Genomic DNA, 26325 nt, shown 5'->3' on the forward strand with positions numbered 1-26325 from the left:
TCGTTCGTCACACATCGAGCATCGACACCCTCGCCCTATCCCTGCAGCTATGCCTTTGCATCAATCATCTAGCCGAGGACCAGGTCGCGGATGATCGTCAGGGATCGTTCGTCGCGCGGGCCCATCACCAGCAGGTTGGTCACCGGCGAGGCCCGCCAGAGCTCCAGCCGTTCCCTGATCCTGGCGGGCGGGCCGACGAGCGAGATGCCGTCGGCCAGCTCGTCGGGAATGGCGTCGAAGGCCTCCTGCCTGCGTCCTTCCAGGTAGAGGGCCTGGATGCGCTCGGCGGCGGCCGCGTAGCCCATCCTGCCGATGATGTCGGCGTGGAAGTTGCGGGTCTTCGCGCCCATGCCGCCGATGTAGAGGGTGAGCATCATCTTCACCCCGTCGAGCGCGGTCCTGACATCGTCGGTGATCACGACCATGACCATCGCCGCGACCTCGAAGCCCGTGGGGAACGTCCCGTACAGCTCGGAGATCTTCGAGGGGAAGGTGAACAGCGGCAGCCAGCCGTCGGCGATCTCGGTGGCCAGCGCGACGTTCTTGGGCCCCTCCGCGCCGATGTAGACGGGGATGTCCTGGCGCAGCGGGTGCGTGATGAGCTTCAGCGGCTTGCCCAGGCCGCCGGGCAGCGGCAGCGGGTAGTGCGGGCCCTCGTTGGTGACCGGCTCCTCGCGCCGCCAGACCTTGCGCATGATCTCGACGTACTCGCGGGTCCTGGCCAGGGGGCGGGGGAACGGCTGGCCGTACCAGCCCTCCACCACCTGGGGCCCCGAGGCGCCGACGCCGAGCAGCAGCCGGCCGCCGGTGAGGTGGTCGAGCGTCATCGCGGTCATCGCGGTGGCCACGGGGGTGCGGGCCGACAGCTGCGCGACCGAGGTGCCGAGCTTGATCCTTCTGGTGCGCGCGCCGTACCAGGCGAGCGGGGTGAAGGCGTCGCTGCCGTAGGCCTCGGCGGTCCATACCGAGTCGTACCCGAGCCGCTCGGCCGCCTGCACGAGCTCGGTCGCGTCGTCCGCGTGACGCTGCCAGTAGCCCAGGTTCAGGCCTAACTTCATGCGATACCTCCCTAAATGAGAACAGGTTCTAATATTGTCCAGAGGGGTGTCAATGAGGTGCGTTCGGGGAAGTTGAGCCCTGTGCTGATGAAGCGGCTGCGTCGTCTGGCAGTGGTCCTGTTCTTGCTCCCGCTCGTGGCGGTTCCGGCGAGCGCGGGAAGTCAGACACGTCCGAACATCGTGCTGATCTTGGCCGACGACCTCGAGTACGGCGTGCTGGAGCACTTCCCTGCCATCACCAGCCAGCTGGTACGGCAGGGCGCCTCCTTCGACCACGTCTTCGTCACCAACTCGTGGTGCTGTCCTTCGAGGGCGTCGATCCTGCGCTCGCAGTACGTGCACAGCCATACCGTGTGGACCAACACCGCGCCAGAAGGCGGTTTCAGCCGCTTCTACACCGCCGGTCTGGATCGTTCCACGATCGGCAGCTGGATGCGCGGCGCCGGTTACCGGACCGCCCTGATGGGCAAGTACCTCAACCACTATCCGGGCGGCGTCGCCCCGGCGACGTACGTCCCACCGGGCTGGGACCAGTGGGCCGTGCCGGTCAAACGGCTCTACGAGGAGTACGACTACACCCTCAACGAGAACGGCAGGCTCGTCGAGTACGGCTGGGGCGAGGACGACTACCTCGAGGACGTGCTCGCCGAGAAGGCGAAGGACTTCGTCAGCGCTCCGGGCACCCAGCCGTTCTTCCTGTATCTGGCCCCCGTGGCCCCGCACAGCCCCGCCAACCCCGCTCGCCGCCACGCGGACGCCTTCCCCAACGCGAAGGCGCCCCGGCCTCCGTCCTTCGACCAGCCCGACCTCACGAAGGAGCCACTCTGGCTGCGGGATCTGCCCAGGGTCGGCACGACCGGTGAGGAACGCATCGACGAGCGCTACAGGGCGAGGCTGCGGGCCATGCTCGGCGTCGACGACATGGTCGACACCCTCGTCAGCGCCCTCCAGCAGGCGGGCAAGCTTGACAACACCTACATCTTCTTCGGCTCCGACAACGGCTTCCACCTCGGCACGCACCGCCTGCGCCAGGGCAAGACCACGCCGTTCGAGGAGGCGATCAGGGTGCCTCTGGTCGTGCGCGGCCCCGGCGTCGCGCCCGGGTCCACCATCAGCGCCATGGCCCAGACCGTCGACTACGCCCCCACCTTCGCCGAGCTCGCCGGCGTGGTGCCGCCGAGCTTCGCCGAGGGACGCTCGCTCGCGCCTCTGCTGCGCGGCATCACGCCGCCGAACTGGCGGCGCAACGCGCTGATCGAGTTCTCCAGGCCGACCAACCCCGACCTGGAGAGCCAGACGCTCGTGCCCGCCTACTCGGCGCTGCGCACCGCCACGCACACCTATGTGAAGTATGTGACGGGGGAGACGCAGCTCTACGACCTGACCACCGACCCCTACGAGCTGAACAACCTGGCCGCCACCGCCGACCCCGGGCTGGTGCGCGACCTGCAGGCGCGGCTGGACCTGATGCGGACCTGCTCGGGCGCGACCTGCCGTACGGCCGACGCCTGGGGAGGTTAGGCGGAGCAGGTGACGGCGGCGGGCAGGTCGCCCGCGACGAAGGCGGCGGGGGAGACACCCATCACCGAGCGGAACTCGGCCGTCAGGTGGGACTGGTCGTAGTAGCCCGCGTCGGCGGCGAGCGCGGCCCAGCCGCCCGTCGTGGCGCGGGCCAGCACGCCGCGCACCCTGTCGAGACGGGCGAACCGCTTGGGCGGCATGCCGACCCCGCTCGTGAACAGCGTTCGCAGATGGCGTTCGCTGATGCCGAGGCCCCTGGCGACCTCGCGGACCCTGGCGTACGGCAGGCGGTCGGCGGCCGCGTGCAGGAGCGCGGCCTGCGAGAGGTCGGCGGGCGAGACGGCGGAGAGCCGCTCGAGCACGGCCGCCTCGATCATGGCCGCCTCGCCGCCGGGAGCGGCCGCCAGCCGCACGGCCAGCCGATCGGCCGAAACCCCCCACAGCTCGCGCAGCGGCACGATCCTGTCCACCAGCTCGCTGACCGGCAGCCCGAGCGCCGCCCGCGCCCTGCCGGGGCGCAGCCGCACGGTGACACAGCGGGACAGCTCCTTCGGAGCCAGGTAGGAGGCACGGGTGCGCGGGCCGAGCACCATGAGGTCGCTGCGGCCTTCGAGGGTGGTGCGGAAGGCCAGCGTGGTCGCGGGGTCGGGCTCGCGCACGTGCACCTCGCCCCCGCCGTCGGCCGCCGCCTCGCTGCTCTCCTCGACCCAGACGCTCATGGCCTCCACCCTAGGTGCCGATTTCTCCTATAGACGGCCGGCCTCGGGACGGCAGCGTGGGACGCATGATCCTGGTCACCGGTGCCACGGGCACCATCGGAAGTGAAGTCCTCAGGCTGCTGACCGCGAAGGGCGAGCCGGTCCGCGCGATGACCCGCGACCCCTCGAAGCTGAGCGCGTACGGCGTGGCGGGCGACTTCGCCGACCCCGCGTCGCTGGACAGGGCGCTGGACGGCGCCGACACCGTGCTGGCGCTGACGGCGTTCGGGCGGGCGCTCGCCGACCACGACCTCGCCCTGGTCGAGGCGGCCGGACGGGCGGGCACGAAGAAGATCGTGAAGATCTCGGCGTTCGGCACGGGGGAGACGGCGGACGAGAAGGACGTGCGCTCCTGGCATCACCACGGCGAGCAGGCCGTCAGGGAGAGCGGGATGGCGTGGACGATCCTGCGCCCTGCAGGGTTCGCCTCCAACGCGCTGATGTGGGCGCACGCGGTCAGGGCGGGGGAGCCGATCCCCAACATGACGGGCCGGGGCGGTCAGGGCGTCGTCGACCCGCGCGACGTGGCGCGGGTGGCGGTCGAGGCGCTGACGGCAAGCGCGCACGAGGGAAGGACCTACGAGCTCACGGGGCCCGAGGTGATCAGCGTGCCGGAGCAGGCCGAGCAGCTCGGGCGGGTGCTCGGCAGGAGGGTGGAGACGGTGGAGGTGCCGCTGGAGGCGGCGAAGGACGGGATGCTCGCCTCCGGGGCGGATCCGTTCTTCGTGGAGGTCGCCATGACGGGGTTCGCGTTCGTCGCGGCGGGCGGGGCGAGCCGGCTCAGCGGGGACGTGGCGGCCGTGCTCGGGCGGCCTCCGCTGAGCTTCGCCGACTGGGTGCGCGACCACCGCGCCGCCTTCGAGTGACCTCCCGCCCGCGGGGACCGGGCCGCCCGCGGGGACCGGCCCGTGGGCCGGCATGTCAGGGGGCGGGCGTGTCGGAGGACGGGGGAACGGCGAGCGACGGGTAGGCGTGGCCCAGGTGGTCGGCGACCGCCTGGGCGGCGCCGTGCCCGTCGCGGGCCGTGACCAGCTCGTAGATGCGCCAGTGGTCGGCCATGAGCACGTCGGTGCGCCCCGCCGCCTCCACCGCCGCCACCGAGTAGGCGTGGATCGTCTGCCGCAGCGCCCGCATGGTCGCGGCCAGCAGCCTGTTGCCCGACAGCAGCGCCACCCCCAGGTGGAAGGTCACGTCGTGGTCGACGAAGGAGCGGGCGTCGCTCGCCCGCTCCATCTCCTCCAGCGCGGCCCGCATGATCTCCAGACCCTCGGGCGCGTCGACGTGCTGGACCGCCCACTGCTCGATCATCAACCGGGTGGAGATCACCTCGCCGAGCGACAGCGAAGCCGTGCCGAGGTGAAGCCGCAGCAGGTCGGCCAGCGCGCTCTCCGGCCTGGAGGTGAGCACCGCGCCCGCGTCAGGGCCCCTGCCCGCCTGCGAGGAGACCACCCCGAGCGTCTCCAGCACGCGCAGCGCCTCGCGCACCGACGAGCGGCCGACCTGGAGCTCCTCCGCCAGCTGCCGCTCGCCGGGCAGGCGGTCGCCCACGGTGAGCCCGTCGTCGGCGATGCGCCGCTCGATCTTGGCGATGACGTCCTCGAAGGTCCGGGGCTTCCTCATATGGTCAGACCATACTATGGTCAGACCATACTTTGAAGGGAGTGCCGTGCGAGTCGCCCTGTTCATCACGTGTGTCAACGACACGCTCTTTCCCGGCACGGGCAAGGCGGTGGTGTCACTGCTGCGCCGCCTCGGGTGCGAGGTCGACTTCCCGCGGGCCCAGACCTGCTGCGGTCAGATGCACGTCAACACCGGCTACCGGGCCGAGGGGGTACGGCTGGCCCGGCACTTCGCCGAGGTGTTCGACGGCTACGACGCGGTGGTGGCGCCCTCGGGATCGTGCGCGGCGATGGTGCGCGAGCAGTACCCGCGCCTCGGCGTCGAGCCGCCGCCCGTCCACGACCTGTCGGAGTTCCTCATCGACGTGCTGGAGGTGGAGGACGTCGGCGCCGCCTTCCCGCACCGGGTGACCTACCACCCCACCTGCCACTCGCTCAGGGGGCTGCACCTCGGAGACAAGCCGACGCGGCTGCTCCGGCAGGTCAGGGGGCTCGAACTGGTGCCGCTCGAGGGCGCGGAGGAATGCTGCGGGTTCGGCGGCACGTTCGCGGTGAAGAACCCGGCGATCTCCGCCGCGATGTGCGCCGACAAGGTGCGCAACGTGATGGACACCGGCGCCGAGGTGCTCTGCGCGGCCGACAACTCCTGCCTCATGCACATCGGCGGCACCATGCGCCGCCAGAACAACGGCGTGCGCATCATGCACCTGGCCGAGATCCTGGACGCGAGATGAGCGTATTCATCGGCATGCCGGGAGACTTCCCGACGAACGCCGCGCAGGCCGTACAGAACTCCCAGCTGCGCTACAACCTCCGCAAGGCCACCCACACGATCCGCGGCAAGCGGGCCAACGTCGTCGGCGAGCTGCCCGACTGGCTCGAGCTGCGCGCGGCGGGCAAGGCGATCAAGGACCACACGCTGCGCAACCTCGACCGCTACCTCGTCCAGCTGGAGGAGGCGGTCGAGAAGGCCGGAGGGCACGTTCACTGGGCACGCGACGCGGCCGAGGCCAACCGGATCGTCACCGACCTGGTCAAGCGGACGGGCGAGACCGAGGTCGTCAAGGTCAAGTCGATGGCCACCCAGGAGATCGGACTCAACGAGCACCTGGCGGGCGAGGGCATCAGCGCGTTCGAGACCGACCTTGCCGAGCTGATCGTCCAGCTCGGCGACGACTTCCCCAGCCACATCCTGGTGCCCGCCATCCACCGCAACCGCGCGGAGATCCGTGAGATCTTCCTGCGCAGGATGGGCGACGCGCCGGAGGATCTCACCGACGAGCCCGCCGCGCTGGCCGAGGCCGCCCGGCTCCACCTGCGCGAACGCTTCCTGCGCAGCAAGGTCGCCATTTCCGGCGCCAACTTCATGATCGCCGAGACCGGCACCTGCGTGGTCCTGGAGTCCGAGGGCAACGGCAGGATGTGCCTGACCCTGCCGGAGACGCTGATCAGCGTGGTCGGCATCGAGAAGGTGCTGCCCACCTGGCGGGATCTCGAGGTCTTCCTCCAGTTGCTGCCGCGCAGCTCCACCGGCGAGCGCATGAACCCCTACACCTCCACGTGGACAGGCTCGGCCGAAGGCCAGACCTTCCACCTGGTGCTGCTCGACAACGGCCGCACCACCGTCCTGGCCGACGAGGTCGGCCGCCAGGCGCTGCGCTGCATCCGCTGCTCGGCCTGCCTCAACGTCTGCCCCGTCTACGAGCGCGCGGGCGGCCACGCCTACGGCTCGGTCTATCCGGGCCCGATCGGCGCGATCCTCACGCCGCAGCTGCGCGGCCTCGACTCCGACCTCGACGCGTCCCTGCCCTACGCCTCGTCGCTGTGCGGGGCGTGCCTGGACGTCTGCCCGGTGGCGATCGACATCCCCGAGGTGCTGGTCGACCTGCGGGCCAAGGTGGCCCACCCCCGAGCCGAGCGCCTGGGCATGCGGGCCGCGGGATGGGTCCTCGCCAAGGAGGTACGGCTGGCCAAGGCGCAGCGCCTGGCCACGCGCTTCCGCAAGCTGGCCCCCAGACGCCTGCCGGGGCCGCTGTCGGCGTGGACCGACACCAGGGACCTGCCGGAGATCCCCGAGGAGTCCTTCAGAGACTGGTGGGCGCGCACCGGGCAGGGCGACGAAGGAAAGGCGACCTCATGAGCGCTCGCAAGGAGATCCTCGACAGGGTACGGCGAGCCGTCGAAGGCGCCCCCGAGGTGGAGATCCGCCGCGACTACCGCACCTCGATCCCGGTCGACGACCTGGTGGCCCACTTCGCCGAGCGCGTCGACGACTACCGGGCGATCGTGCACGTCGTCCCCTCGGCGGAGGTGCCCGCACTGGTCGCCACGCTGACGGAGGGCAAACGCATGATCGTCCCGCGGGCCGTACGAGGGGAGGGGCCCCTGACCGTCGCGCAGGCGGTGGAGGAGGACGAGCTGCTGACCGCCGACGGCGTCGCCACGGGGTGCGCGGTCGCCATCGCGGAGACCGGCACCATCGTGCTGGACGCGGGGCCCGACCAGGGTCGCAGGGCGCTGACGCTGGTGCCGGACTACCACCTGTGCGTCGTCAGGGCCGACCAGATCGTCTCCAGCGTCCCCGAGGCGGTCGCCAGGCTCGACCCGGCGAGGCCGCTGACCTGGATCAGCGGGCCGTCCGCCACCAGTGACATCGAGCTCAACAGGGTGGAGGGCGTCCACGGCCCCCGCACGCTCGAGGTGATCATCAGTACCTGATCACGGCCGAGACCTGCTTCACCTCCGGAGAGAACCACAGTTCGGCGTCGGTCATCGCGGCCGCCCTGGCGATCGCCGAGTCCGCACGCTCGCGGACCGGCGACTCCACGCCCCACCGGCGCAGCTCGTCGGCGTCGGCCGACAACTGGGTGCCGCCTGCCCCGATCCACACCAGGTCGGGCAGCTCGCCGGGGGAGAGCACGGCGTGCACCCTGCCCTCGCGCAGCAGCCGCGCCACCCGCTCGAAGCCCACCGCCTCCTCGTGCTCGCGGCGCCGGTCCAGCAACTCGGACCTGCGCTGCTCGAGCCAGGCGTCCAGCGTGCACTCGACGTCATGCTCGTACTCGTCGTGGTCGGCACGGCTGCCCTGCTCGGCCATCATGACCCGGTCGGCCGCCTTCGTGCCCAGATGGTCGCACAGCAGCGAGCGCGACCTCGGCTCGCCCGCCACCACGACCAGCTCGGCGCTGATCCTGCGCACCTGCTCGTCCACCTCGTGCGCCACCGTCTCGGCGTCGTGCTCCGACGACTCGTCCACCGCCCCCTTGTAGCTCTTGCGCGACCAGCCGCCCTGCGCGGTCCGCTGCAACGGCCACTTCTGGGCCGCCTCGGTCGCCACGCGCGGGGAACCGCCGCCGAACGCCATCAGCTCGACCCCGTCCCGGTCGAGCACCACCCGCAGATGCGGCACGTTCTCGCCCCGCGCCATCAGCAACGGCGTCACGTGCGGCAGGGGAGACCAGCGCGCCTGCTCGAGCCGCGGCGGGTCGGCCAGCGTCTCGGCGAGCACGACCTCGCCGCCCGTGGCGAACAGCGCCCTTCCGGGGGCCGGCACCGCCACCGCCGCCTCCAGCGCGTCGAGAGAGTCCTGATCGGCCTCCTCCATGCTCTCCCTGAACGAACGCCACCGCCGCCGCTCGGCCTCTGCGCTCAGCCCCGCGAGGTAGAGCGAGGCGTAGGGGCTGTGCCGCTCGTACAGCGGACGAATGAAGTCCAGCCTCACCTCACCACCTCTTTCGCTCGATGCCGAGTCCGAGAGCCTCGGCCACCTCCGCGACGTTGGCGAACCTGGTGCCGCGCGGCAGCCTGCCCACGGCCTCCAGCACGAAGTCCGGCGCGGACATCCGCCGCGCGTGAGCCATCAGCCTGTCCCGATCGGCGGCATAGTCCACGCCGCTCAACCACCTGGCCAGCTCGCTGCGCTGACCCACGCCCTCCGCGGTGATGCCCTCCGGCGTGCCGGGCGCGTGGCCCGGCGGGTAGCCGCCCATCGTGGGGACGTCCTCCTCCTGCCGCCGCCGCTCCTCCACGTGGCTCGATCCCAGCTCCCCGTCCGTCCGTCGCTCGTCCAGCCTTGGCCCGTGCTTGTCGCTCGCACGCCCCATGATCTTCCCCACCCCTTTCCAGCTGCCCAAATATCCGACCTACCCGCGCGAACCTCACCAAACATCCCCGTGGATCGCCTTGCCGGCATTGGCCGGTAGATCTTCCGGGTCGGGATTCTCCGCGGCCCTGAGCCGCCTGCTGACGGACGGCGAACGGAGGCTTGTAGGGTTTCGGCACAGCTTTGAGCTCTTAGGGGAACAGTGAGCGTTTTCGACCCTCGTCTCAACATCACGACAGACCGCCTGACCCTCCGCCCGTTCCAGCCCGACGACGCCGACAGGATCAGGGCCGTCGTCGAGGCCGGACACCAGTTCCTCCCGCCGGGCGCCCCCGATCACGTCGCCGCCATCGCGCACTGGCTCTCCACGGGCGTCCACGAGCTCCAGCGGTCGGGCCAGGGCGTCCACCTCGCCATGATCGACGGCGAAGGCCGCGTCGTCGGCGCCATCAGCCTGTTCAAGACTCAGTGGGGCGCGGGCATCACCGAGGTCGGCTACGGCGTGCACCCCCTCTACAGGGGCAGGGGCTTCGCCCCCGAGGCGGTGCGCGGCCTGTCCGCGTGGGTGTTCGGGACCACCGAGCTGCGCAGGATCGAACTGCGCGCCAACCTCGACAACACGGCCTCCCTCCGCGTCGCCGAGAAGGCCGGCTACACCTACGAGGGCGTGCTGCGCGCCGCCGAACTGGAGGACGACGGCGCCCACGACCTGGTGGTGTTCGGGCTGCTGCGCGGCTCCACCGGCGCACCCAACGTCTTCCCCCAGGAGGACCTGGTCACCCCACGCCTGCTGCTGCGCAGGTTCACCCTCGCCGACGTGCCCGACCTGACCGCCACCGCCGCCGACGAGCTCACCCAGAGCCGCACCAGCGTCCCCCGTGGTTACACCGAGGAGCACGGCAGGCTCTACGCGCTCATGATCACCGAGCAGCACCGGATCAGCGGCGGCGGGATCGCGTGGGCGGCGGTCGAGAGGGACGGCGGCAGGTTCGTGGCGGGCCTCGACCTCAAGGGCACCGAGTGGGGCAACCGCTCGACCGAGGTCGGGTACATGACCGCCCCCTGGGCCAGAGGGAAGGGTTACGCGGGCGAGGCGGTGCTGGCGATCGCCGGATGGCTGTTCGACAAGCAGGGATTCCAGCGGCTCCAGCTGCGGGCCGCCGTCTCCAACCTCGCCTCCCAGCGGGTGGCGGAGAAGGCGGGGTTCACGCGGGAGGGCGTGGCGCGCAACGGGGGAGGAGACGAGGACCTCGTCGTGTTCGGGCTGATCCCCGGGGACCTTTCGTGACCAACCCCGGCCACGCGCGCCCGGTGAGCGTGTCCCTGGACTGACGCCCGCCCCTCGCGGAGGATGGCGCGCGACCCGGCTTGCCGTACACACTGGGTCCAGAGGACGGTGAGTCGGATGATCACAGTTATCGGCTGGGACGGATCGCCGCTGTCGGCCAGGGCGACCGACTGTCTCCAACAGGCCACGCTGGTCACCGGCCCCGAGCGGATCCTCAGACGCTTCAAGCTCCCCGTCCCCGCAGGCGAGCTGCTGGACACCCTCGACGAGCACCTCGAACAGGGCGAGGGGCCCGCGGTCGTCCTCGCCGAGGGCGACCCCGGCTTCTTCGGCGTCGTCCGCGCGCTGCGCGGGCACGGGCTGAAGCCGGCCGTGATCCCCGCCAGCTCGCTCATCACCCGCGCCTTCGCCCGGGCCGGTCTGAGCTGGGAGGACGCGCTGGTCGTCGCCCCCCAAGGCCCCGAGCAGCTCAACCGGGTCGTCAACGCCTGCCGCGCCCACCACAAGGTCGGCCTCATCGTCACCCCCGGCGTCGGCCCTGCCGAGGTCGCCAGGGAGCTCGCCCCTACCACCCCGCGCGCGCTCATCGTCTGTGAGGACCTCGGCGGGCCCGACGAGCGCGTCACCCACAGCCGCATGGGCGAGGCCACGACCAGGCCGTGGAAGGACCCCGACGTCGTCCTGGTCGTCGACCCGCTCTACCGCGCCGAGCACCGCTCGTGGGTGGCAGGAGCCAGGCCGGGCCCCGACGAGTGGGCCGTCGGAGGCGACCTGACGCCCGAGGTCAGCGCCTACGTGCTGGCCAAGCTCGGCCCCCGCCTCGGCGACCTCGTCTGGGACGTCGGCGCGGGCTCGGGCGGCATCGCCGTCGAGTGCGCCAGGCTCGGCGCCGCCGTCATGGCCGTCGAGCGCGACGACGAGGCCTGCGCCAGGCTGCGCGCCAACGTCATCGGCCACGGCGTCAAGGTCGCGCTGACCCGCGGACAGGCGCCTCCCGCGCTCGAACCCCTTCCTGACCCCGACGCGGTCTTCGTCGGCGGCGGCGGCCCCGACGTGATCGTCGCCTGCGCCGCACGCACCCCCTCGAGGCTCGTCTGCGCACTCAAGACGGTCGAACAGGTGCCGGCCGTATTGCAAAGGCTCAAGGAACACGGATACCGTGCCGAAGGCACTCAAATCCAGGCATCACGGCTGGTCATCCAGCCTGACGGCTCCCACTCACTCACCGCGGAGGACCCCGTATTCGTCGTGCATGCACGTAGAGTGATCTGTGCATGACCTGCGTGCATCGGATATCCTCGCGTGTCTTGTCTCAATACCCCCAGGTCACAGGCGTGGAGATCCCCTTCATGAAGCCGCCGCTGCTGCTCATCGGGCAGGGCTCGCACGACGACACAGGCGCCGCCGAGTTCGGAAGGTTCGTCCACAGGCTGCGCTGCCGACTCGAGGAGAGCTCCGCCGAAGTCTCGGGTGGCTACCTCGCCAAGGCCAAACCCAGGCTCAGCGAATCCGTCGCATCCCTCGTGGCCAGAGGCCACCACCGGCTGGTGGCGCTGCCGCTCAGTCTCAGCCGCATGGAGGAGTTCCCCGCCGCCATGGCGCTGGAGCAGGAGCGGCATCCCACACTGATGTACGACTACGGGCGCCCGCTCGGGCCCGACCCCCGCGTGCTGTCGCTGCTGGCCGAACGGCTCGCCGAGGCCGCCGCCGAGATGCCCAGGCTGCGTTCGCTCGACGACGTCAAGCCGCGCCTGCGCGTGGTGCCCTCGATCCCCGTCGAGGAGCCGAGTGAGCACATCGAGCCGGCCGAGACCGCCGTCGTGCTCGTCGGCGAGGGCTCGACCGACCCTGCGGCCAACGCCGAGGTGCACCGGGTGTCACGGCTGTTCTGGGAGACCCACGCCTACGACTTCATGACCGTGGAGACCGCCTTCGTCTCGGTCACGCCGCCCGGCGTGCCCGGCGGCCTCGAACGCTGCCGACGCCTGGGCGCCCGCCGCGTCATCGTCGTGCCGTACCTGCTGTTCGCCGGCGGCCTGCTGGAGCGCGTCTGGGCGCAGGCCCTCGCCTACGGGGCCGGGCACCCCGACCTCGACATCCGCTGCGCCGAGGTGATCGGCGACTGCGAGGTGCTGGCCGACGTGGTCATCGACCGCTACGAGGAAGCGCTCCAACTGGCCGAAGGGGTCTCCGCATGACCTTGCAGGACGTGCTCGCCCGGATCGCGCCCGCCTCCGCCGCCGCGATGGCGGAAGCCCGCGACCACCAGAGCCGCCTCACCAAGCCGCCGGGCTCGCTCGGCGTCCTCGAGGAGGTGGCGGTACGGCTGGCCGGCGCGGCCTCCGCCTGCCCGCCGCCCATGCCGGAACCCGCCGCTCTGGCCATCTTCGCCGCCGACCACGGCGTCCACGCCCAGGGCGTCTCCCCGTGGCCGCAGGAGGTGACGCTCCAGATGGTCGCCAACTTCCTGGCGGGCGGCGCGGTCGCCAACGCCTTCGCCGCCCAGGTAGGCGCCTCGGTCACCGTCGTCGACGTGGGCGTCGCCGCGGACCTGCCCGCCGCCGACGGGCTGATCTCCCGCAAGGTGGCCTACGGCACCGCCGACCTGTCGGCCGGCCCCGCGATGACCGTGGCCCAGGCCGTCGAAGCCGTCGAGACCGGGATCTCGGTGGCCGAGTCGCTGGTGTCCGGCGGCGCCCGCTGCCTGATCACCGGGGACATGGGCATCGCGAACACCACCGCCTCGGCCGCGCTGATCTGCGCGTTCACCGGTAGGGACGCGGCCGAGGTCACGGGCCGCGGCACCGGTATCGACGACGCCACCCACGCCCGCAAGATAGCCGTCGTCCGCCGGGCCCTCCACGCCAACGGCATTCACTCCGGCGAGCCCCGGCCGGAGGACGCCGAAGGCGGTACGGCGAGCTCCGGCGCCGTCCACTCCGGAAGCGCCCTCGAGGTCCTCGCGGCCCTGGGCGGCTTCGAGCACGCCGCCATCGCGGGCTTCATCCTCGGCGGCGCCGCCGCGAAGGTCCCCGTCATCCTCGACGGCGTCATCGCCGGGTCCGCCGCCCTGGCCGCCGCCGCCCTGGCTCCCGCCGCCGTCGACCACTGCGTCGCGGGCCACCGCTCCGCCGAGCCGGGTCACACCGCCGCCCTCGACCACCTCGGCCTGCGTCCCCTCGTCGACCTCGAACTGCGGCTCGGCGAAGGCACCGGAGGCCTGCTCGCCCACCCCATGGTCTGCGCCGCCGTGCGGGTGATGCACGAGGTGGCGACCTTCGACTCCGCAGGTGTCACGGAGAAGCAGCCCTAGTAACCCGGACCCGGTAGGTTTGCCTCCTACATACCAATCCTCGCGAACGGGAGATCCGCCGACATGAGCCCCTACCTTCTCGGCCTGCGCCTCTCGGGTCGCCGGGTGCTCGTCGTGGGCGGCGGACGGGTCGCTCAGCGACGCGTTCCGGCCCTGCTCGAAGCCGGTGCCGAGATCACCATCGTTTCGACGAGCGTCACCCCCGCCCTCGACGACCTCATCGCCGCCGGACGCGTCACCTGGGAGGCCAGGCCGTACCAGGTGGGCGACTGCGACGGCGCCTGGCTCGTGCAGGCCTGCACCAGCGACAAGTCGGTCAACACGGCCATCGCCGCCGAAGCCGAGGCCAAGCGCATCTGGTGCGTGCGCGCCGACGACAAGGACGCCTCGGCCGCCTGGACGCCAGCCAGCGGCAAGGTCGACGAGATCGGCATCGCGGTCACGGCGGGTGGCGACCCGAGAAGGGCGGCGGGCATCAGGGACGCCGTGGTCAGCGCCCTGCGCGACGGCACCGTCGACGCGCGCCGCAGCCGTACCAAACCGGTCGGCGTTGCCCTGGTCGGCGGTGGCCCCGGCGATCCCGGGCTGATCACCGTGCGCGGACGTCAGCTGCTCGCCCAGGCCGACGTGGTGGTGGCCGACCGGCTCGCGCCACGCGCCCTGCTCGACGAGCTCGCCCCCGACGTCGAGCTGGTCGACGCGGCCAAGGTGCCGTACGGCAGGTCGCTGTCCCAGGAGAAGATCAACGAGCTGCTGATCTCGCACGCCCGCGAGGGGAAGTTCGTCGTCAGGCTGAAGGGCGGCGACCCCTACGTCTTCGGCAGGGGCGGCGAGGAGATGCTCGCCTGCGCCCGCGCGGGCATCCCCGTGATCGTGGTCCCCGGCATCACCAGCGCCGTCGCGGTGCCTGCCTCCGCCGGAGTGCCCGTCACCCATCGGGGGGTGAGCCAGGAGTTCCACGTGATCTCCGTGCACGTCGCGCCCGACAACCCTCAGTCCACCGTCGACTGGCCAGGATTGGCCCGGTCAAAGGGGACATTGGTGCTCATGATGGCCGTCGAACGTATCGCTTCGATTGCGGAAACACTCATCCGCGACGGACGTTCGCCGGAAACTCCCGTAATGGTGGTACAGGACGGTACTCTTCCGACCCAGCGGGCCGTCTCGGCCACGCTTTCCACCGTGGCCGACCGGGTGGCAGCGGCCGGAATCAGGCCACCGGCGATCGTCATCGTGGGCGACGTCGTGCGGGTCGGCCAGGAGGTCGAGATGGTTCGAGCGGAGCGCGTGCCGTGAGATCGGCTGGTGACGCCCCCGAGTCGCTGGGGGAACAGACTCTCAACTTCCGCGCGATCAGGGACGACGACGGTCCCGAACGCGCGGCCGAGGACGAGGAGCGGGTACGGCAGGCCAACGGCGCCTCGCCGCCTCCCCACGCCTCCCCTCCGGACGCCCACACGGCCTCCATGGCCGATGACCACGAGAGCGGCGCGGAGGACACCTTCTTCGCCTTCGCCCGTCCCGCAGCGCACGACCTGCCCCGGCCGGACGACCACTCCACCCTGGACCCCGAGCCGGCCTTCGACCACGTCATGCCCGCTTCCGACGCCCTCGTCGGGCCCGCCTCCGGGGCCTTCGACGCGTTCACTCCCGCGACACCCGCGACGTTCGACGCCTTCCGCGCCGTCACACCCGCACGGGAGACGCCTCCGACCGTCCAGGCCCCTGCCCAGCTCACAAAAGAGGATCGCGCCGCGCCGCCCGCGAGCTCGGACCTCGCCGCGTCCGCACGTCCGGATCCCGGTGCGCTGCCTGCGAACCCCGAGGTCGCCGTTTCGCCCGAGCGGGCCGGTATCTCACCCGAGCGCACCGGCACCGTGTCCGACGAGCACGAGGGTGCTTCGCCCGAGGAGCTAGAGCCCAGCGTGGCGGAGGGCCTCGCGGAGGACCCCCAGACGGACGACCTGCCCGACGCCCAGGATTCCGGGGGCGCCGCGTCCGAGGGCGAGCCCGCCGTCGCGACCGACGAGCTTTCCGAGGGTCGTCAGGCCGGCGTCGCCGAGGACGTGTCGGCGACCGGCGACGCTGAAATCGCCGAAGACCTGTCCGTCGGTCACCCAGGCGAAGACCTGTCCGTCGGTCACCCAGCCGACGGCCGCTTCGACGACGTCCAGCACAGCGGCGCCGAGCTCGAGCCCGTCGGGAACGAGGACACGGCCGCTGCTTCGGAATCCGACGAGGACACTGCCGCCGGCTCAGAGACCGGCGAGGCTGCCGAGGGCGTCGGCGAGGCTACCGAAGGCGAGTCCCAGGAGCCGCAGGACGAGGCCGGTTCCGCTGACGACACAGCCGAGCCGCAGATCGGCACCAAGGCCGAGGCCGTCCACACCGGTGACATCGAGACTGACGACGAGGCAGCTTCCGCCGACGTCGCCAAGCCTGGCGACATCGCGTCCGACGTCCCCATCTCCGACGTCCCCATCTCCGACGTCGCCGTCTCCGACGTCCCGGTGTTCGACGTCCCGGTGTCCGATGGTCCGGTCTCCGACGTCCCGGTGTCCGATGGTCCGGTCTCCGATGGTTCGGTCTCCGACGTCGCCGTGTCCGGGGTTTCCGAGCGCGATGCCGACGACGCCGACGCCCTCAAGGCCGACGATGCGGACGTCCTCGAGGCCGGAGACGTCGAGTCCGACGCGTCCGAATCCGAGCACATCGACTGGGGCGAGATCGAGTGGGGTGTCGAAGCCGTCTTCGACGCCGATGCCGACGCCGACGCCGATACCGATGCCGATACCGACGACGGTCACGTCGACGACGACGACCGCGCCGGTTCCGGCGGCGAAGTGGCCGGTGCGCGCTCCGCCGTACCGAACCGGGCAGAGAGGGTCCTCGAAGAGGACCTGCCGGACGCCGCGGCGCAGGCGCTCGCCGCCGCTCTGGACGCGCTGAAGGAGGCCGTAGCCGACCTGCGGTTCGGGCTCGAGCTGCCCGGCGCGGAGGAGGCCCGCAAGGCGCAGGCCGAGATCCTCACGCAGCTGCAGGACTACGTGCTGCCGAGGGTGCGGATGAGCGCCGCCCCCGCCCTCATCGTCGTCGCCGGCTCCACCGGCGCGGGCAAGTCCACGCTGGTCAACACGCTCGCCGAGAAGAACGTCAGCCGCACGGGCGTCCGCCGTCCCACCACGGGCACCCCGGTGCTCGCCTGCCACCCCGACGACGAGGCGTGGTTCGCCGACGGCGAGCTGCTCGCCGGCCTGGAGCGGATCGACAGGCAGAGCAGGGAGGCCGCCCCTGACAGCCTCGTGCTCGTCACCACCGAACGCCTTCCGCAGGGCGTCGCGCTGCTCGACACCCCTGACATCGACAGTGTCGTCGAGGAGCACCACGAGATCGCGCGCCGCATGCTCGACGCCGCGGATCTGTGGGTGTTCGTCACCACCGCCGCCCGCTACGCCGACGCCCCCGCGTGGAACCTGCTCCGCCTGGCCAAGGAGCGCGCGGCCAGGATCGCGATCGTGCTGTCCCGCGTGCAGCCCAAGACCAAGGACGTGGTGCTCAAGCACTTCGTGCGCATGCTCACCGAGTACGGCCTGGGCGAGGTCGAGCGGTTCGTCATCGAGGAGTCGGCCGTCGCCGACGGCAAGCTGCCCCACGGTGACATGACCGAGCTGCGGATGTGGCTGGCCGAGCTGTCGGTGGACGAGGAACGGCGGGCGCAGGCCGTACAGGACACCCTCGACGGCGTCCTCAACAGCTTCCGCACCCGCGTGCCCGCGCTCGCCAGGCACCTGGAAGGGCAGGTGGCCTTCCGCGCGGAGCTGCGCACCGACGTCGACGTGGCCTACTCGGGCGCGCTCACGAACATCGAGACCGCCATCCGCGAGGGGAACCTGCTGCACGGCGAGGTCCGCGCCAGGTGGCAGGACTTCGCCGGCTCCGGCGACCTGACCCGCAGCTTCCGCAGGAAGGGCAAGCCGGTGCCGCCCGAGCGGATCACCGCCTTCCGGGCCTCGCTCCGCACCGCGATCGAGTCGCTGATCACCTCCGCCGCGCACCACGCCTCCGACGAGGTGGGCGCGCGGTGGCGGCGGCGTTCGGAGCTGGGCGCGGGGCTCGACCGGCCCTCCGACGAGCTGGTCCGCCGCACCGGCAGGGCGGTGGCCGCCTGGCAGGAGCACGTCACCGAGCTCCTCCGCACCGACGGCGTGACCAAGCGGTCGGCCAAGGTCGTCGCGCTCGACGCCGAATCGCTCTCCCTGATCTTCATGGTGGGGCTGTTCAGCGCCGACGAGCTGCCGCAGAAGCTGCTCAAGGGGCTGCTGGGCGCCGAGGCGCTGCGCAGCATCAGCGCGAAGGCGCTCAGCGACCTCCGCGCCAGGATCGTCATCCTGTTCGACGAGGAGGCCATGCGGTACGTGCGGGCGCTCGACGCCGCCGGGATCCCGGACGAGGCCGCCGCGACCCGCCTCTACCAGGCCACGTACAACCTCGAGGTCGCACGATGAGCATCCACTCCGTCACCAAGCCCGGACTCGGCGCCAGGCTCGCCGCGCTGTCCAAGGTCGCGGAGCTCGGCCAGGCACGGCTGGACGCCAAGCTGCTGGCCGACGCCACCAACCTGCTGACCAGGGCGGGCGAACGGCTCAAGCTGTCGTCGGAGCACACCGTCGTCGCGCTGGCCGGAGGAACGGGCAGCGGCAAGTCCTCGCTGTTCAACGCCATCTCGGGGCTCGAACTGTCGCCCACGGGCGTGCGCCGTCCCACCACCGCGCGCACCCACGCCTGCGTCTGGGGCATCGAAGGCGCCGCGCCGCTGCTCGACTGGCTGCAGATCCAGTGGAGGCACCGCTTCGCCAGGGCGAGCGCGCTGGACAAGGGCGAGAGCCAGCTCCACGGCCTGGTCCTTCTCGACCTGCCCGACCACGACTCCATCAGGGCGCTCACCGACCCCGAAGCCGACCGGCTCATCGGCCTGGCCGACATGGTGGTGTGGGTGCTCGACCCGCAGAAGTACGCCGACGCCTCCACGCACCGCCGCTACGTCACCGAACTGGCCGGGCACGACGCGGTCACCGTGTTCGCGCTCAACCAGTCGGACAGGCTCTCGACCGAGGAGGTCGCCGAGCTCGTCATCGACCTTAACGACCTGCTGCGCCGCGAAGACGTCACCCAGCCGTCCGTGGTCCCGACCTCGGCCGTCACGGGGCGCGGCATCGACAGCCTCAAGGGCGTCATCGCCGACGCCGTCTCCAAGCGCAGGGCCGCGGTCCAGCGCATCGACGCGGACATCGACCGCATCGAACGCCGCCTCGTCCAGGCCATGCCCGTCGGCGCCGCCCTGTCGGCCTCCTCCTCTGTGGACGCCGCCCGCAGGGTCGGGCTGACCGACGCGCTGTGCGACGCGGTCGGCGTTCCCGCGGTCGGCGAGGCCATGGAGAGCACCTACGCCACCCGCTCGGCCACCTGGATCTCGTGGCCGTTCGCCAGGATCGGCTCGGTGTTCGGCGGCGATCCGCTCAAGAGCCTCAAGCTCGGTGACCTGCGCGAGGAGATCCGCTCGCTGGCCGGAGGGTCGGTCACCGCGCAGTCCGCCGAGGTCGACAACGCCATCCAGGCGCTCAGCGACGGCATCACGGTCGGGATGAACGAGGTGTGGCGCTCGGCCGTCCACCATGCGGCCGGATCACGGGCGGCGCAACTGCCCGAGGCGCTGTCGGATGAGCTGACCGAGGTCGCGCCCCAGCTCGACCGGGTGCCGGTGTGGTGGCGGCTGCTGAAGTTCTGGCAGTACCTGCTGGTGCTCGCCTTCGTCGCGGGCCTCGCCTGGATCGGGGTGGCGCTGGCGTTCGGCGTGTTCGCCGCCGGACGGTTGCCCGAGTCGCTCGCCGTGTTCGGTGACGCGGCGACCCTGCCATGGGTGGGGCTGATGACTGCCTCGGTGCTGGGGCTGGGGGCGCTGTCGGCCATGGCGTCCAAGAACTTCGTGGCGCTCGGCGCGGCGAAGGAGCGAGACCGGCTCGAGCGGGAGATGCGCAAGCGGGTGGGCGCCATCGCGGAGTCCATGGTGGTGGAACCTGTGGAGCGGGAACTGACCCGTCACCACGAGTTCTACACGGCCATGAAGGCCCTGTCGGGCTGACGTTCGCCTGCCTTCTGCCGGCTTCCGTGCGGCGGGTGCCTGCCTCGGCCTGTGTACAGCGGCGCCGCCTTGTCCTTGGGCAAGCGCGTCGTCCCTTGAGCAAGCGTGTCGTCCTTGGGCACGGCCTCCGCTGGCCTAGGTCTTGGGTACGGCGTTCGCCGGCCTAGGTCTTGAGCAGGCGTTCGCCGGCCTCGGTCTTGAGGACGGCGCGTGTACCCCTCGGTCTGGGGGCGTCCACCTCGTCACCCTGTCCACAGCACCGAGCCACGCCGAGCCCTCATCCACAGAACCACGCTCGGTCCGTCCCCCACCCACCCCCACACGACACCGTTTCCTCATGCAGCGGGCACCCGGCCCGCCACATGGGAGGCACGATGAACGACATCTACATCACGCTCACCGGCAACGTCGCAGCCCCACCCCGCCAGCACGCCTTCGCCGACGGGTCACGGGTGACCTCGCTCAGGGTGGCGACCAGGCACCGCTTCTTCGACAGGAAGACCCAGGAGTGGTCCGACGGCGACACCGTGTTCTTCGCGGTCCGCTGCTGGCGCACCCTCGGCGACAATGTGGCCCAGTCCTTCCAGGTCGGGCACCCGGTGGTCGTGTGCGGCAAGCTGCGGATCAGGGAGTTCGGTCCCGACGGCGACCGCCGGTTCATGCCCGAGATCGAGGCCAGCTCGATCGGCCACGACCTACGCTGGGGGGTCGGCGCCTTCTCCAAGCCCGAACGCTCGGGCGGCATCGGCACGCTGAGCAGGGAGACCAGGGAGAGCCTCGACGAGTCCACGCAGGACTGGGCCATGTCGGGCTCGGCGAACGTCCACCCTCTCCACGGACGCCCTTCACCCGCCTCGCCCCCCTCGGCGTCCTCGCTGTCTTCGCCGTTCTCGGCCTCGACGGCCTCGACGGCCTCGTCGGCTTCGTCGGCCTTGTCAGCGGAGGAGGCGGCACAGGAGACGACCGGCTGGCCCTTCCCCGTCTCCTCTGCCGACCTCCCAGCCGTACCCGCATCGGAGGCAGGAACAGAGGCCGCATCCGTGTCCGCGGTCCCGGCTGCTTCTGCGACGACCTCGAGCAGCGGAGACACGATCATCCTCGTGCCGCCCGGCTCCTCGGAGGACGAATACCGCACCCGCTCCGAGGAACTCCCACATGACCTGTCTGAGAAGCAAGGGCGGGAAGCGGACCGCAGCGCACCTTCCAAGGGAAAGAACACAGACCAGGACGTACCTTCCGAAGGCGGGGACGCGGGCCCCGATGCACCTGCCGAAGGTGGGGACGCGGGCTCCGGGGCACCTTCCGGGGGAGGGGACACGGGCTCCGGCACACCCTCCGAGGGAGGGGACGCGGATGCTGGTGGAGCCTTCAGAGGCCGGGACGAGGACCGCGGCGCAGGACACCCGGGCGGTGGCCCAGGAAAGGTCCGCATCCTGAACACCGAAGACGCGGCCCGCGTCACCACGCCCCGCTCCCGGCGCGCCAAGGCCGCCTAACCGGCACCCTCCCGCATCACCCCCGCGCCCTCCAGACGTGGGCTGATGCGGCTTCCAGACGCGGCACCAAACGTCAGACCGCGCTTTCCGAGCGCGGTCGCTGACCATCTCACGAGGGGCCTCTGGTTACCCTGCGTGCGGAGTGGCCGCTGCGCGAGGGTCAGCACTGTGTAAACCAGCGTGGTGACTGACCGCATTCGTGCAGGAGCATGCCACATGTCACATGGTCATGGCGCCGACCGCCCGTTCGTCGAGACCGCGCCACCCAGGCGCGGTCGTCGACCTCCGTCTGGGGGCCGATCACCATCTAAGGGCGGACCACCATCTGAGGGCCGACCGCCACGTGAGTCCACCACGTGGGAGCCGACCACCACCTGGGGGCCGATCACCATCTAAGGGCCGACCACCATCTGAGGGGCGACCGCCACGTGAGTCCACCACGTGGGAGCCGACCACCACCTGGGGGCCGATCACCATCTAAGGGCCGACCACCATCTGAGGGCCGACCACCTCGTGAGTCCACCACGTGGGAGCCGACCACCACCTGGGGGCCGACCACCATCTAAGGGCCGACCACCACCTGGAGGCCGACCACCATCTAAGGGCGACCGCCACGTGAGTCCTCCGTGGGCCGACCACCACGTCTGGACTGTGTATTCCGGCGGGATGGCTACCGGCCGCGTGTGGACCGTGTGGCCCAGCTTTGGTGGCTGACCTCCTGGCACGTAGGGGGCGGGTCATCCCGGTGTGCTCTCGGTGGCGCGACTTGTGCTGACACCCGCGTGGCCGGGGCCTGCATGTCAGCTGTGCTGCCCACGTGCGGTTGTTGGCGGCCTACCGGGTCAGTTCGTGCGTGCGGTGGCTGACGACCTGCAGGTCAGCGATGCGTGCGGTGGCTGACGACTCTGCGTCGGGCCGGTGCCGTGCCGCGTGATGCCGGTCACCACGGAAGGTCAAGGCCCCCGGCGGTTCTCGTTGGTCGGGCGTATCAGGGCGTTCTGGATTGTTCGATTCAAAACGAGGATGACCGGATGACGATGCTGTGCGCAGGGAGGAAATGGGGAGGCGGAGGGGGCACCGGCCGCGTGGTTGGCGTCACGAGTCTTCGCTCGAGCTTGCCGGGAGGGGTCGGCCGATGGCGTTCCGTGTCAGATGACTAGAGCATCTGTCAGGTCCAGGTGACGCCCCGCACCATGGCTGCTCCTTTCCAGCACGGCCCGCTCGCGGAGTGAGCGGTTCCATTCTCGGACCATCAAGCGCAGATGGCCACGGTGCCCAAGGTAGCGGTTCCCGTCGCGCGACGCACACTCCGCAACTATTGTGTTACACATCGTTAGTCAGGGAGGAGGCGAGATGGCAGCGACCAGTCATACCTCGATCAAGCCTCGTAACAGTGTGTCCACACTCGCGGGCCGGTGGCCGTTGCTGGCGCAACGTGGGCCGCTCGTTGCCTACCTCTGCGGGATCGTAACGCTGGATCTCGTGGCGATCGCGTTCTTCGCGGCATCCGGCCCCTATCGATGGCCGGACGTCCTGATGTTCGCCGCGCTCATGGGTTGCGGCGCGGTGTGCATCGAGGCGACGCGTCGCCTCGGCATGCCCGCGGGCGTCTCCCGCGACCTGCTGTCAGCGTGGTGGCTGCCCGTCGCGCTGCTGCTTCCCCCGATCTACGCGCTGCTCGCGCCGATCCTGCTGCAGATGCTGATGCAGGTACGGGTCAGGGCGACGGTGCTCTACCGGCGCGTGTTCAGCTCCGCGGCCATCGGTCTCGCCGGTTGCGTGGCTTCGGTGGTGTTCCATGCCGTCGTGCCGGACATTTCGGCGCTGTCCAAGGGGGCGGGAGTCCCGATCATGCTGGCGGTGGGGTGCGCGGCGCTGTTCGCCCTGCTCAACACCGCACTGATCGTGATCGCCGCACACACCGCCGACCCCGACACCCGCTGGCGCGACGTGCTGTGGGACAGGGAGAGCGCGATCCTCGACGTCGTCGAGCTGTGCCTCGGCGTGATCGTGGCGATCGCGTGCGGTCTCAACCTGGCGCTGCTGGCGCTCGCGCTCCCGCCGGTGGTGCTGCTGCAACGCAGCCTCCTCCACGCCCAGCTCCAGGCCGCGGCGCGCACCGACGCCAAAACGGGCCTGCTCAACGCCGCCGCATGGCAGCGCGAGGCCGACACCGAGATCGTCAGGGCCCGCCGTACGGGAGAGACTCTGGCCCTTCTCATCATCGACATCGACCACTTCAAACGCGTCAACGACAAGCACGGCCACCTGGTCGGCGACCAGGTTCTGGTCGGGGTGGCGGCGACGCTGCGCAGCCAGTTGCGTGATTACGACGTGGTGGGCAGGTTCGGCGGCGAGGAGTTCGTGGTCCTGCTGCCGCGCGCCGACATCACCGAGGCCCGCAGGGTGGCCGAACGTCTGCGCAACAGGATCGGCCGCATGGCCGTTCCCGCCGACGACGCCTTGATCACGGTGACGATCTCGGCTGGTGTGGCCATCATGAGCATCCACGGCGACGACCTGATAGAACTGCTCGCCGCGGCTGACCTGGCGCTCTACCGGGCGAAGGAGCTGGGACGCGACCGCATCTGCATCCCCGCCGTGCAGCCCGCGCCCCCTCCGGCGCCGATGGACCCGCCACCCGCGGCCTGACCCCCACCAGCGCGCCGCGGCTTGACCCCACCTGGGCTCGCGGCCCGACCCCTCCATCAGGGTGCCGCGGCTTGACCCCCACCAGCGTGCCGCGGCTTGACCCCACCTGGGCTCCACGGTCTGACGCCACCTGGGCGCGTGGCCCGACCCCTCCACCAGGGTGCCGTGGCCTGACCCTCATCTGGGTGCCGCGGGCTTGACCCTCGCCAGGGCGCCGCGGGGTGTGGCCCATCGCACATGTCCGAGCCCGCTCCTCCTCGAGGGGCGGCTGTCACGCATGTCTCGGCGCTGTTGCGCTCGTATATGCGCTCGGCTTCCGTCGTCGCGGGTGCTCGGGGCCGTCCTGTCGTCGTGTGCCGCTGCGGTGCCGGGGCCGCCGTCCGCGCGGACCCCACGCGGCCTGAAGCCATTGCCTGGTCGTGGCATCGAGCGGATCCGTCCCTGCGGTCCGGCCCCGGACCGTCAACCGCCAGGTGTCGTCCGGCGGATGTGCCCCATCGCCGCCGTCGAAGGGGTTACCGCGTGCCGTACCGCGGCACCCTCTTGGCCGACGTCTGCCCGCCGTACGCGGAAAGGGGCGGGGTGCGGAGGTGAAAGGGAAGATCACCCCATCCGGTACGGCGGAAGCCGGTTCGCGCACGCCCTAAGCTAGAGGGCATGCCGGAGTACATCTACACGATGCAGCGCGTGCGCAAGGCGCACGGCGACAAGGTTGTCCTCGACGACGTCACCCTGTCGTTCCTGCCCGGAGTCAAGATCGGCGTGCTGGGCCCGAACGGCACCGGTAAGTCGACGCTGCTCCGGATGATGGCCGGCCTGGAGCAGCCTTCCAACGGCGACGCCAAGCTCATGCCGGGGTTCACCGTCGGCATGCTTCAGCAGGAGCCGCCGCTCAACGAGTCCAAGACCGTCCTCGGCAACGTGCAGGAGGGCGTCGCCGAGACGATGGCGATGCTCCACCGCTACAACGAGATCGCCGAGCAGATGGCCACCGACTACAGCGACGAGCTGCTGGAGGAGATGGGCAAGCTCCAGGACCAGCTCGAGCACCGCAACGCGTGGGACCTCGACTCCCAGCTCGAGCAGGCCATGGACGCCCTGCGCTGCCCGCCGCCCGACGCCGACGTGACCAAGCTGTCCGGTGGTGAGCGTCGCCGCGTCGCGCTGTGCAAGCTGCTGCTCGAAGCCCCCGACCTGCTGCTGCTCGACGAGCCCACCAACCACCTCGACGCCGAGAGCGTGCAGTGGCTGGAGCAGCACCTGGAGAAGTACGCGGGCACCGTGCTCGCCGTCACCCACGACCGCTACTTCCTCGACAACGTCGCCACCTGGATCCTCGAGCTCGACCGCGGCCGCACCTACCCCTACGAGGGCAACTACTCGACCTACCTCGAGGCCAAGGCCCAGCGGTTGAAGGTCGAAGGTCAGAAGGACGCCAAGCGCAAGAAGCGCCTGGAGGACGAACTGGAGTGGGTCAGGTCCAACCCCAAGGCCCGCCAGACCAAGAGCAAGGCCCGTCTCCAGCGCTACGAGGAGATGGCCGCCGAGGCGGACAAGTACCGCAAGCTCGACTTCGAGGAGATCCAGATCCCGCCGGGCCCGCGCCTGGGCACCACGGTGATCAAGGCGGACGACCTCACGAAGGGCTTCGGCGACCGTCTGCTGATGGAGGACCTGACCTTCGACCTGCCGCGTAACGGCATCGTCGGCGTCATCGGCCCCAACGGCGTCGGCAAGACCACGCTGTTCCGCATGATCACCAGCAGCGAGACGCCCGACACCGGCGCGATCGTCATCGGCGACACGGTCAAGATCTCCTACGCGGACCAGAGCCGTGGCGGCATCGACCCGAACAAGAACGTCTGGGAAGTGGTCTCCGACGGGCTCGACCACATCAAGGTCGGCAACGTCGAGATGCCGTCGCGCGCCTACATCGCGGCGTTCGGCTTCAAGGGCCCCGACCAGCAGAAGAAGGCCGGTGTCCTGTCGGGCGGCGAGCGCAACAGGCTCAACCTCGCGCTCACCCTCAAGCAGGGCGGCAACGTCCTCCTGCTCGACGAGCCCACCAACGACCTCGACACCGAGACCCTGTCCAGCCTGGAGAACGCGCTGCTCGACTTCCCGGGCTGCGCGGTGATCACCTCGCACGACCGGTGGTTCCTCGACCGCATCGCCACGCACATCCTGGCGTGGGAAGAGGGCTCGAGCTGGTTCTGGTTCGAGGGCAACTTCGCCGACTACGAGAAGAACAAGGTGGAGCGCCTGGGCGCCGACGCGGCCCGCCCGCACCGCGTCACCTACCGCCAGCTCCGCCGCGACTAACCCCGCAGCAAGACCTCCGCCCCCTCCCGGACACTTCTTCGTCCCGGAGGGGGCTTA

Annotated in this window: 20 protein-coding genes; 15 read left to right on the plus strand and 5 right to left on the minus strand. The window is 70.8% G+C overall.

All coding sequences use genetic code 11. The annotated features are described in order from the left end of the window. Positions 1 to 68: 68 nt before the first annotated feature. Positions 69 to 1058, minus strand: coding sequence for an LLM class F420-dependent oxidoreductase (locus ACFSKW_RS13535; protein ID WP_379572562.1), 990 nt, complete (start codon positions 1056 to 1058; stop codon positions 69 to 71). A gap of 87 nt (positions 1059 to 1145) precedes the next feature. Between ACFSKW_RS13535 and ACFSKW_RS13540 the strand changes: the two genes are divergently transcribed. Continuing rightward, positions 1146 to 2579: a sulfatase family protein gene (locus tag ACFSKW_RS13540; protein WP_379572678.1), complete on the plus strand. Its 1434-nt coding sequence runs from the start codon at positions 1146 to 1148 to the stop codon at positions 2577 to 2579. Here the strand turns inward: ACFSKW_RS13540 and ACFSKW_RS13545 are convergent. Next, positions 2576 to 3298 carry a helix-turn-helix domain-containing protein gene (locus ACFSKW_RS13545; RefSeq protein WP_379572563.1) on the minus strand — a complete coding sequence of 241 codons (723 nt, stop codon included), beginning with the start codon at positions 3296 to 3298 and terminating at the stop codon, positions 2576 to 2578. The genes ACFSKW_RS13540 and ACFSKW_RS13545 overlap by 4 nt on opposite strands. Positions 3299 to 3363: 65 nt before the next feature. On the opposite strand from ACFSKW_RS13545, the gene ACFSKW_RS13550 reads away from it, so the two are divergent. Next, complete coding sequence (locus ACFSKW_RS13550) at positions 3364 to 4203, plus strand: NAD(P)H-binding protein (protein ID WP_379572564.1); 840 nt, start codon at positions 3364 to 3366, stop codon at positions 4201 to 4203. A 55-nt stretch (positions 4204 to 4258) separates the two neighbouring features. Here ACFSKW_RS13550 and ACFSKW_RS13555 read toward each other — a convergent pair whose 3' ends face one another. Beyond that, positions 4259 to 4957, minus strand: coding sequence for a FadR/GntR family transcriptional regulator (locus tag ACFSKW_RS13555; RefSeq protein WP_379572565.1), 699 nt, complete (start codon positions 4955 to 4957; stop codon positions 4259 to 4261). A gap of 46 nt (positions 4958 to 5003) precedes the next feature. Between ACFSKW_RS13555 and ACFSKW_RS13560 the strand changes: the two genes are divergently transcribed. Genes ACFSKW_RS13560 through ACFSKW_RS13570 form a run of 3 tightly spaced genes read left to right on the plus strand, consistent with a single transcriptional unit; the run spans position 5004 to position 7674 of the window. Then, complete coding sequence (locus tag ACFSKW_RS13560; RefSeq protein WP_379572566.1) at positions 5004 to 5690, plus strand: (Fe-S)-binding protein; 687 nt, start codon at positions 5004 to 5006, stop codon at positions 5688 to 5690. Beyond that, positions 5687 to 7096, plus strand: coding sequence for a lactate utilization protein B (locus tag ACFSKW_RS13565; protein ID WP_379572567.1), 1410 nt, complete (start codon positions 5687 to 5689; stop codon positions 7094 to 7096). Before ACFSKW_RS13560 ends, ACFSKW_RS13565 begins: the two co-directional genes overlap by 4 nt. Continuing rightward, on the plus strand, positions 7093 to 7674 hold the full coding sequence (locus tag ACFSKW_RS13570; protein ID WP_379572568.1) for a LutC/YkgG family protein: 582 nt from the start codon (positions 7093 to 7095) through the stop codon (positions 7672 to 7674). The genes ACFSKW_RS13565 and ACFSKW_RS13570 overlap by 4 nt, the downstream gene beginning before the upstream one ends. Here ACFSKW_RS13570 and ACFSKW_RS13575 read toward each other — a convergent pair. Next, positions 7664 to 8677 (minus strand): baeRF2 domain-containing protein, encoded by a 1014-nt coding sequence (locus tag ACFSKW_RS13575; RefSeq protein WP_379572569.1) that lies wholly within the window; start codon positions 8675 to 8677, stop codon positions 7664 to 7666. The genes ACFSKW_RS13570 and ACFSKW_RS13575 overlap by 11 nt on opposite strands. Position 8678: 1 nt before the next feature. After that, positions 8679 to 9059, minus strand: a complete 381-nt coding sequence (locus tag ACFSKW_RS13580) for a DUF2795 domain-containing protein (RefSeq protein WP_379572570.1) — start codon at positions 9057 to 9059, stop codon at positions 8679 to 8681. A 201-nt stretch (positions 9060 to 9260) separates the two neighbouring features. On the opposite strand from ACFSKW_RS13580, the gene ACFSKW_RS13585 reads away from it, so the two are divergent. The 10 genes from ACFSKW_RS13585 to ettA all read left to right on the plus strand — a co-directional run bounded on the left by ACFSKW_RS13585 (position 9261) and on the right by ettA (position 26268). Then, on the plus strand, positions 9261 to 10346 hold the full coding sequence (locus tag ACFSKW_RS13585) for a GNAT family N-acetyltransferase (RefSeq protein ID WP_379572571.1): 1086 nt from the start codon (positions 9261 to 9263) through the stop codon (positions 10344 to 10346). A 117-nt stretch (positions 10347 to 10463) separates the two neighbouring features. Further along, a complete protein-coding gene (cbiE, locus tag ACFSKW_RS13590) occupies positions 10464 to 11624 on the plus strand; it encodes a precorrin-6y C5,15-methyltransferase (decarboxylating) subunit CbiE (protein ID WP_379572572.1) in 1161 nt (386 codons plus the stop codon). A gap of 29 nt (positions 11625 to 11653) precedes the next feature. Next, a complete protein-coding gene (locus ACFSKW_RS13595; protein ID WP_379572573.1) occupies positions 11654 to 12544 on the plus strand; it encodes a sirohydrochlorin chelatase in 891 nt (296 codons plus the stop codon). Next, positions 12541 to 13659 (plus strand): nicotinate-nucleotide--dimethylbenzimidazole phosphoribosyltransferase, encoded by a 1119-nt coding sequence (locus ACFSKW_RS13600; protein ID WP_379572574.1) that lies wholly within the window; start codon positions 12541 to 12543, stop codon positions 13657 to 13659. The genes ACFSKW_RS13595 and ACFSKW_RS13600 overlap by 4 nt, the downstream gene beginning before the upstream one ends. 63 nt (positions 13660 to 13722) lie before the next feature. Next, entirely contained in the window at positions 13723 to 14955 is a 1233-nt protein-coding gene (cobA, locus tag ACFSKW_RS13605; RefSeq protein WP_379572575.1) for a uroporphyrinogen-III C-methyltransferase, read from the plus strand. After that, on the plus strand, positions 14952 to 18164 hold the full coding sequence (locus tag ACFSKW_RS13610; protein ID WP_379572576.1) for a dynamin family protein: 3213 nt from the start codon (positions 14952 to 14954) through the stop codon (positions 18162 to 18164). The genes cobA and ACFSKW_RS13610 overlap by 4 nt, the downstream gene beginning before the upstream one ends. Further along, a complete protein-coding gene (locus tag ACFSKW_RS13615; RefSeq protein WP_379572577.1) occupies positions 18161 to 19798 on the plus strand; it encodes a YfjP family GTPase in 1638 nt (545 codons plus the stop codon). The genes ACFSKW_RS13610 and ACFSKW_RS13615 overlap by 4 nt, the downstream gene beginning before the upstream one ends. 374 nt (positions 19799 to 20172) lie before the next feature. After that, positions 20173 to 21294: a single-stranded DNA-binding protein gene (locus ACFSKW_RS13620; protein ID WP_379572578.1), complete on the plus strand. Its 1122-nt coding sequence runs from the start codon at positions 20173 to 20175 to the stop codon at positions 21292 to 21294. A 1353-nt stretch (positions 21295 to 22647) separates the two neighbouring features. After that, positions 22648 to 23946 (plus strand): GGDEF domain-containing protein, encoded by a 1299-nt coding sequence (locus ACFSKW_RS13625; protein ID WP_417629456.1) that lies wholly within the window; start codon positions 22648 to 22650, stop codon positions 23944 to 23946. Between the two features lie 657 nt (positions 23947 to 24603). Then, on the plus strand, positions 24604 to 26268 hold the full coding sequence (gene ettA, locus ACFSKW_RS13630) for an energy-dependent translational throttle protein EttA (RefSeq protein WP_379572580.1): 1665 nt from the start codon (positions 24604 to 24606) through the stop codon (positions 26266 to 26268). Positions 26269 to 26325: the final 57 nt, after the last annotated feature.

It is taken from the genome of Nonomuraea mangrovi, from assembly GCF_042681425.1.
GTDB lineage: Bacteria > Actinomycetota > Actinomycetes > Streptosporangiales > Streptosporangiaceae > Nonomuraea > Nonomuraea mangrovi.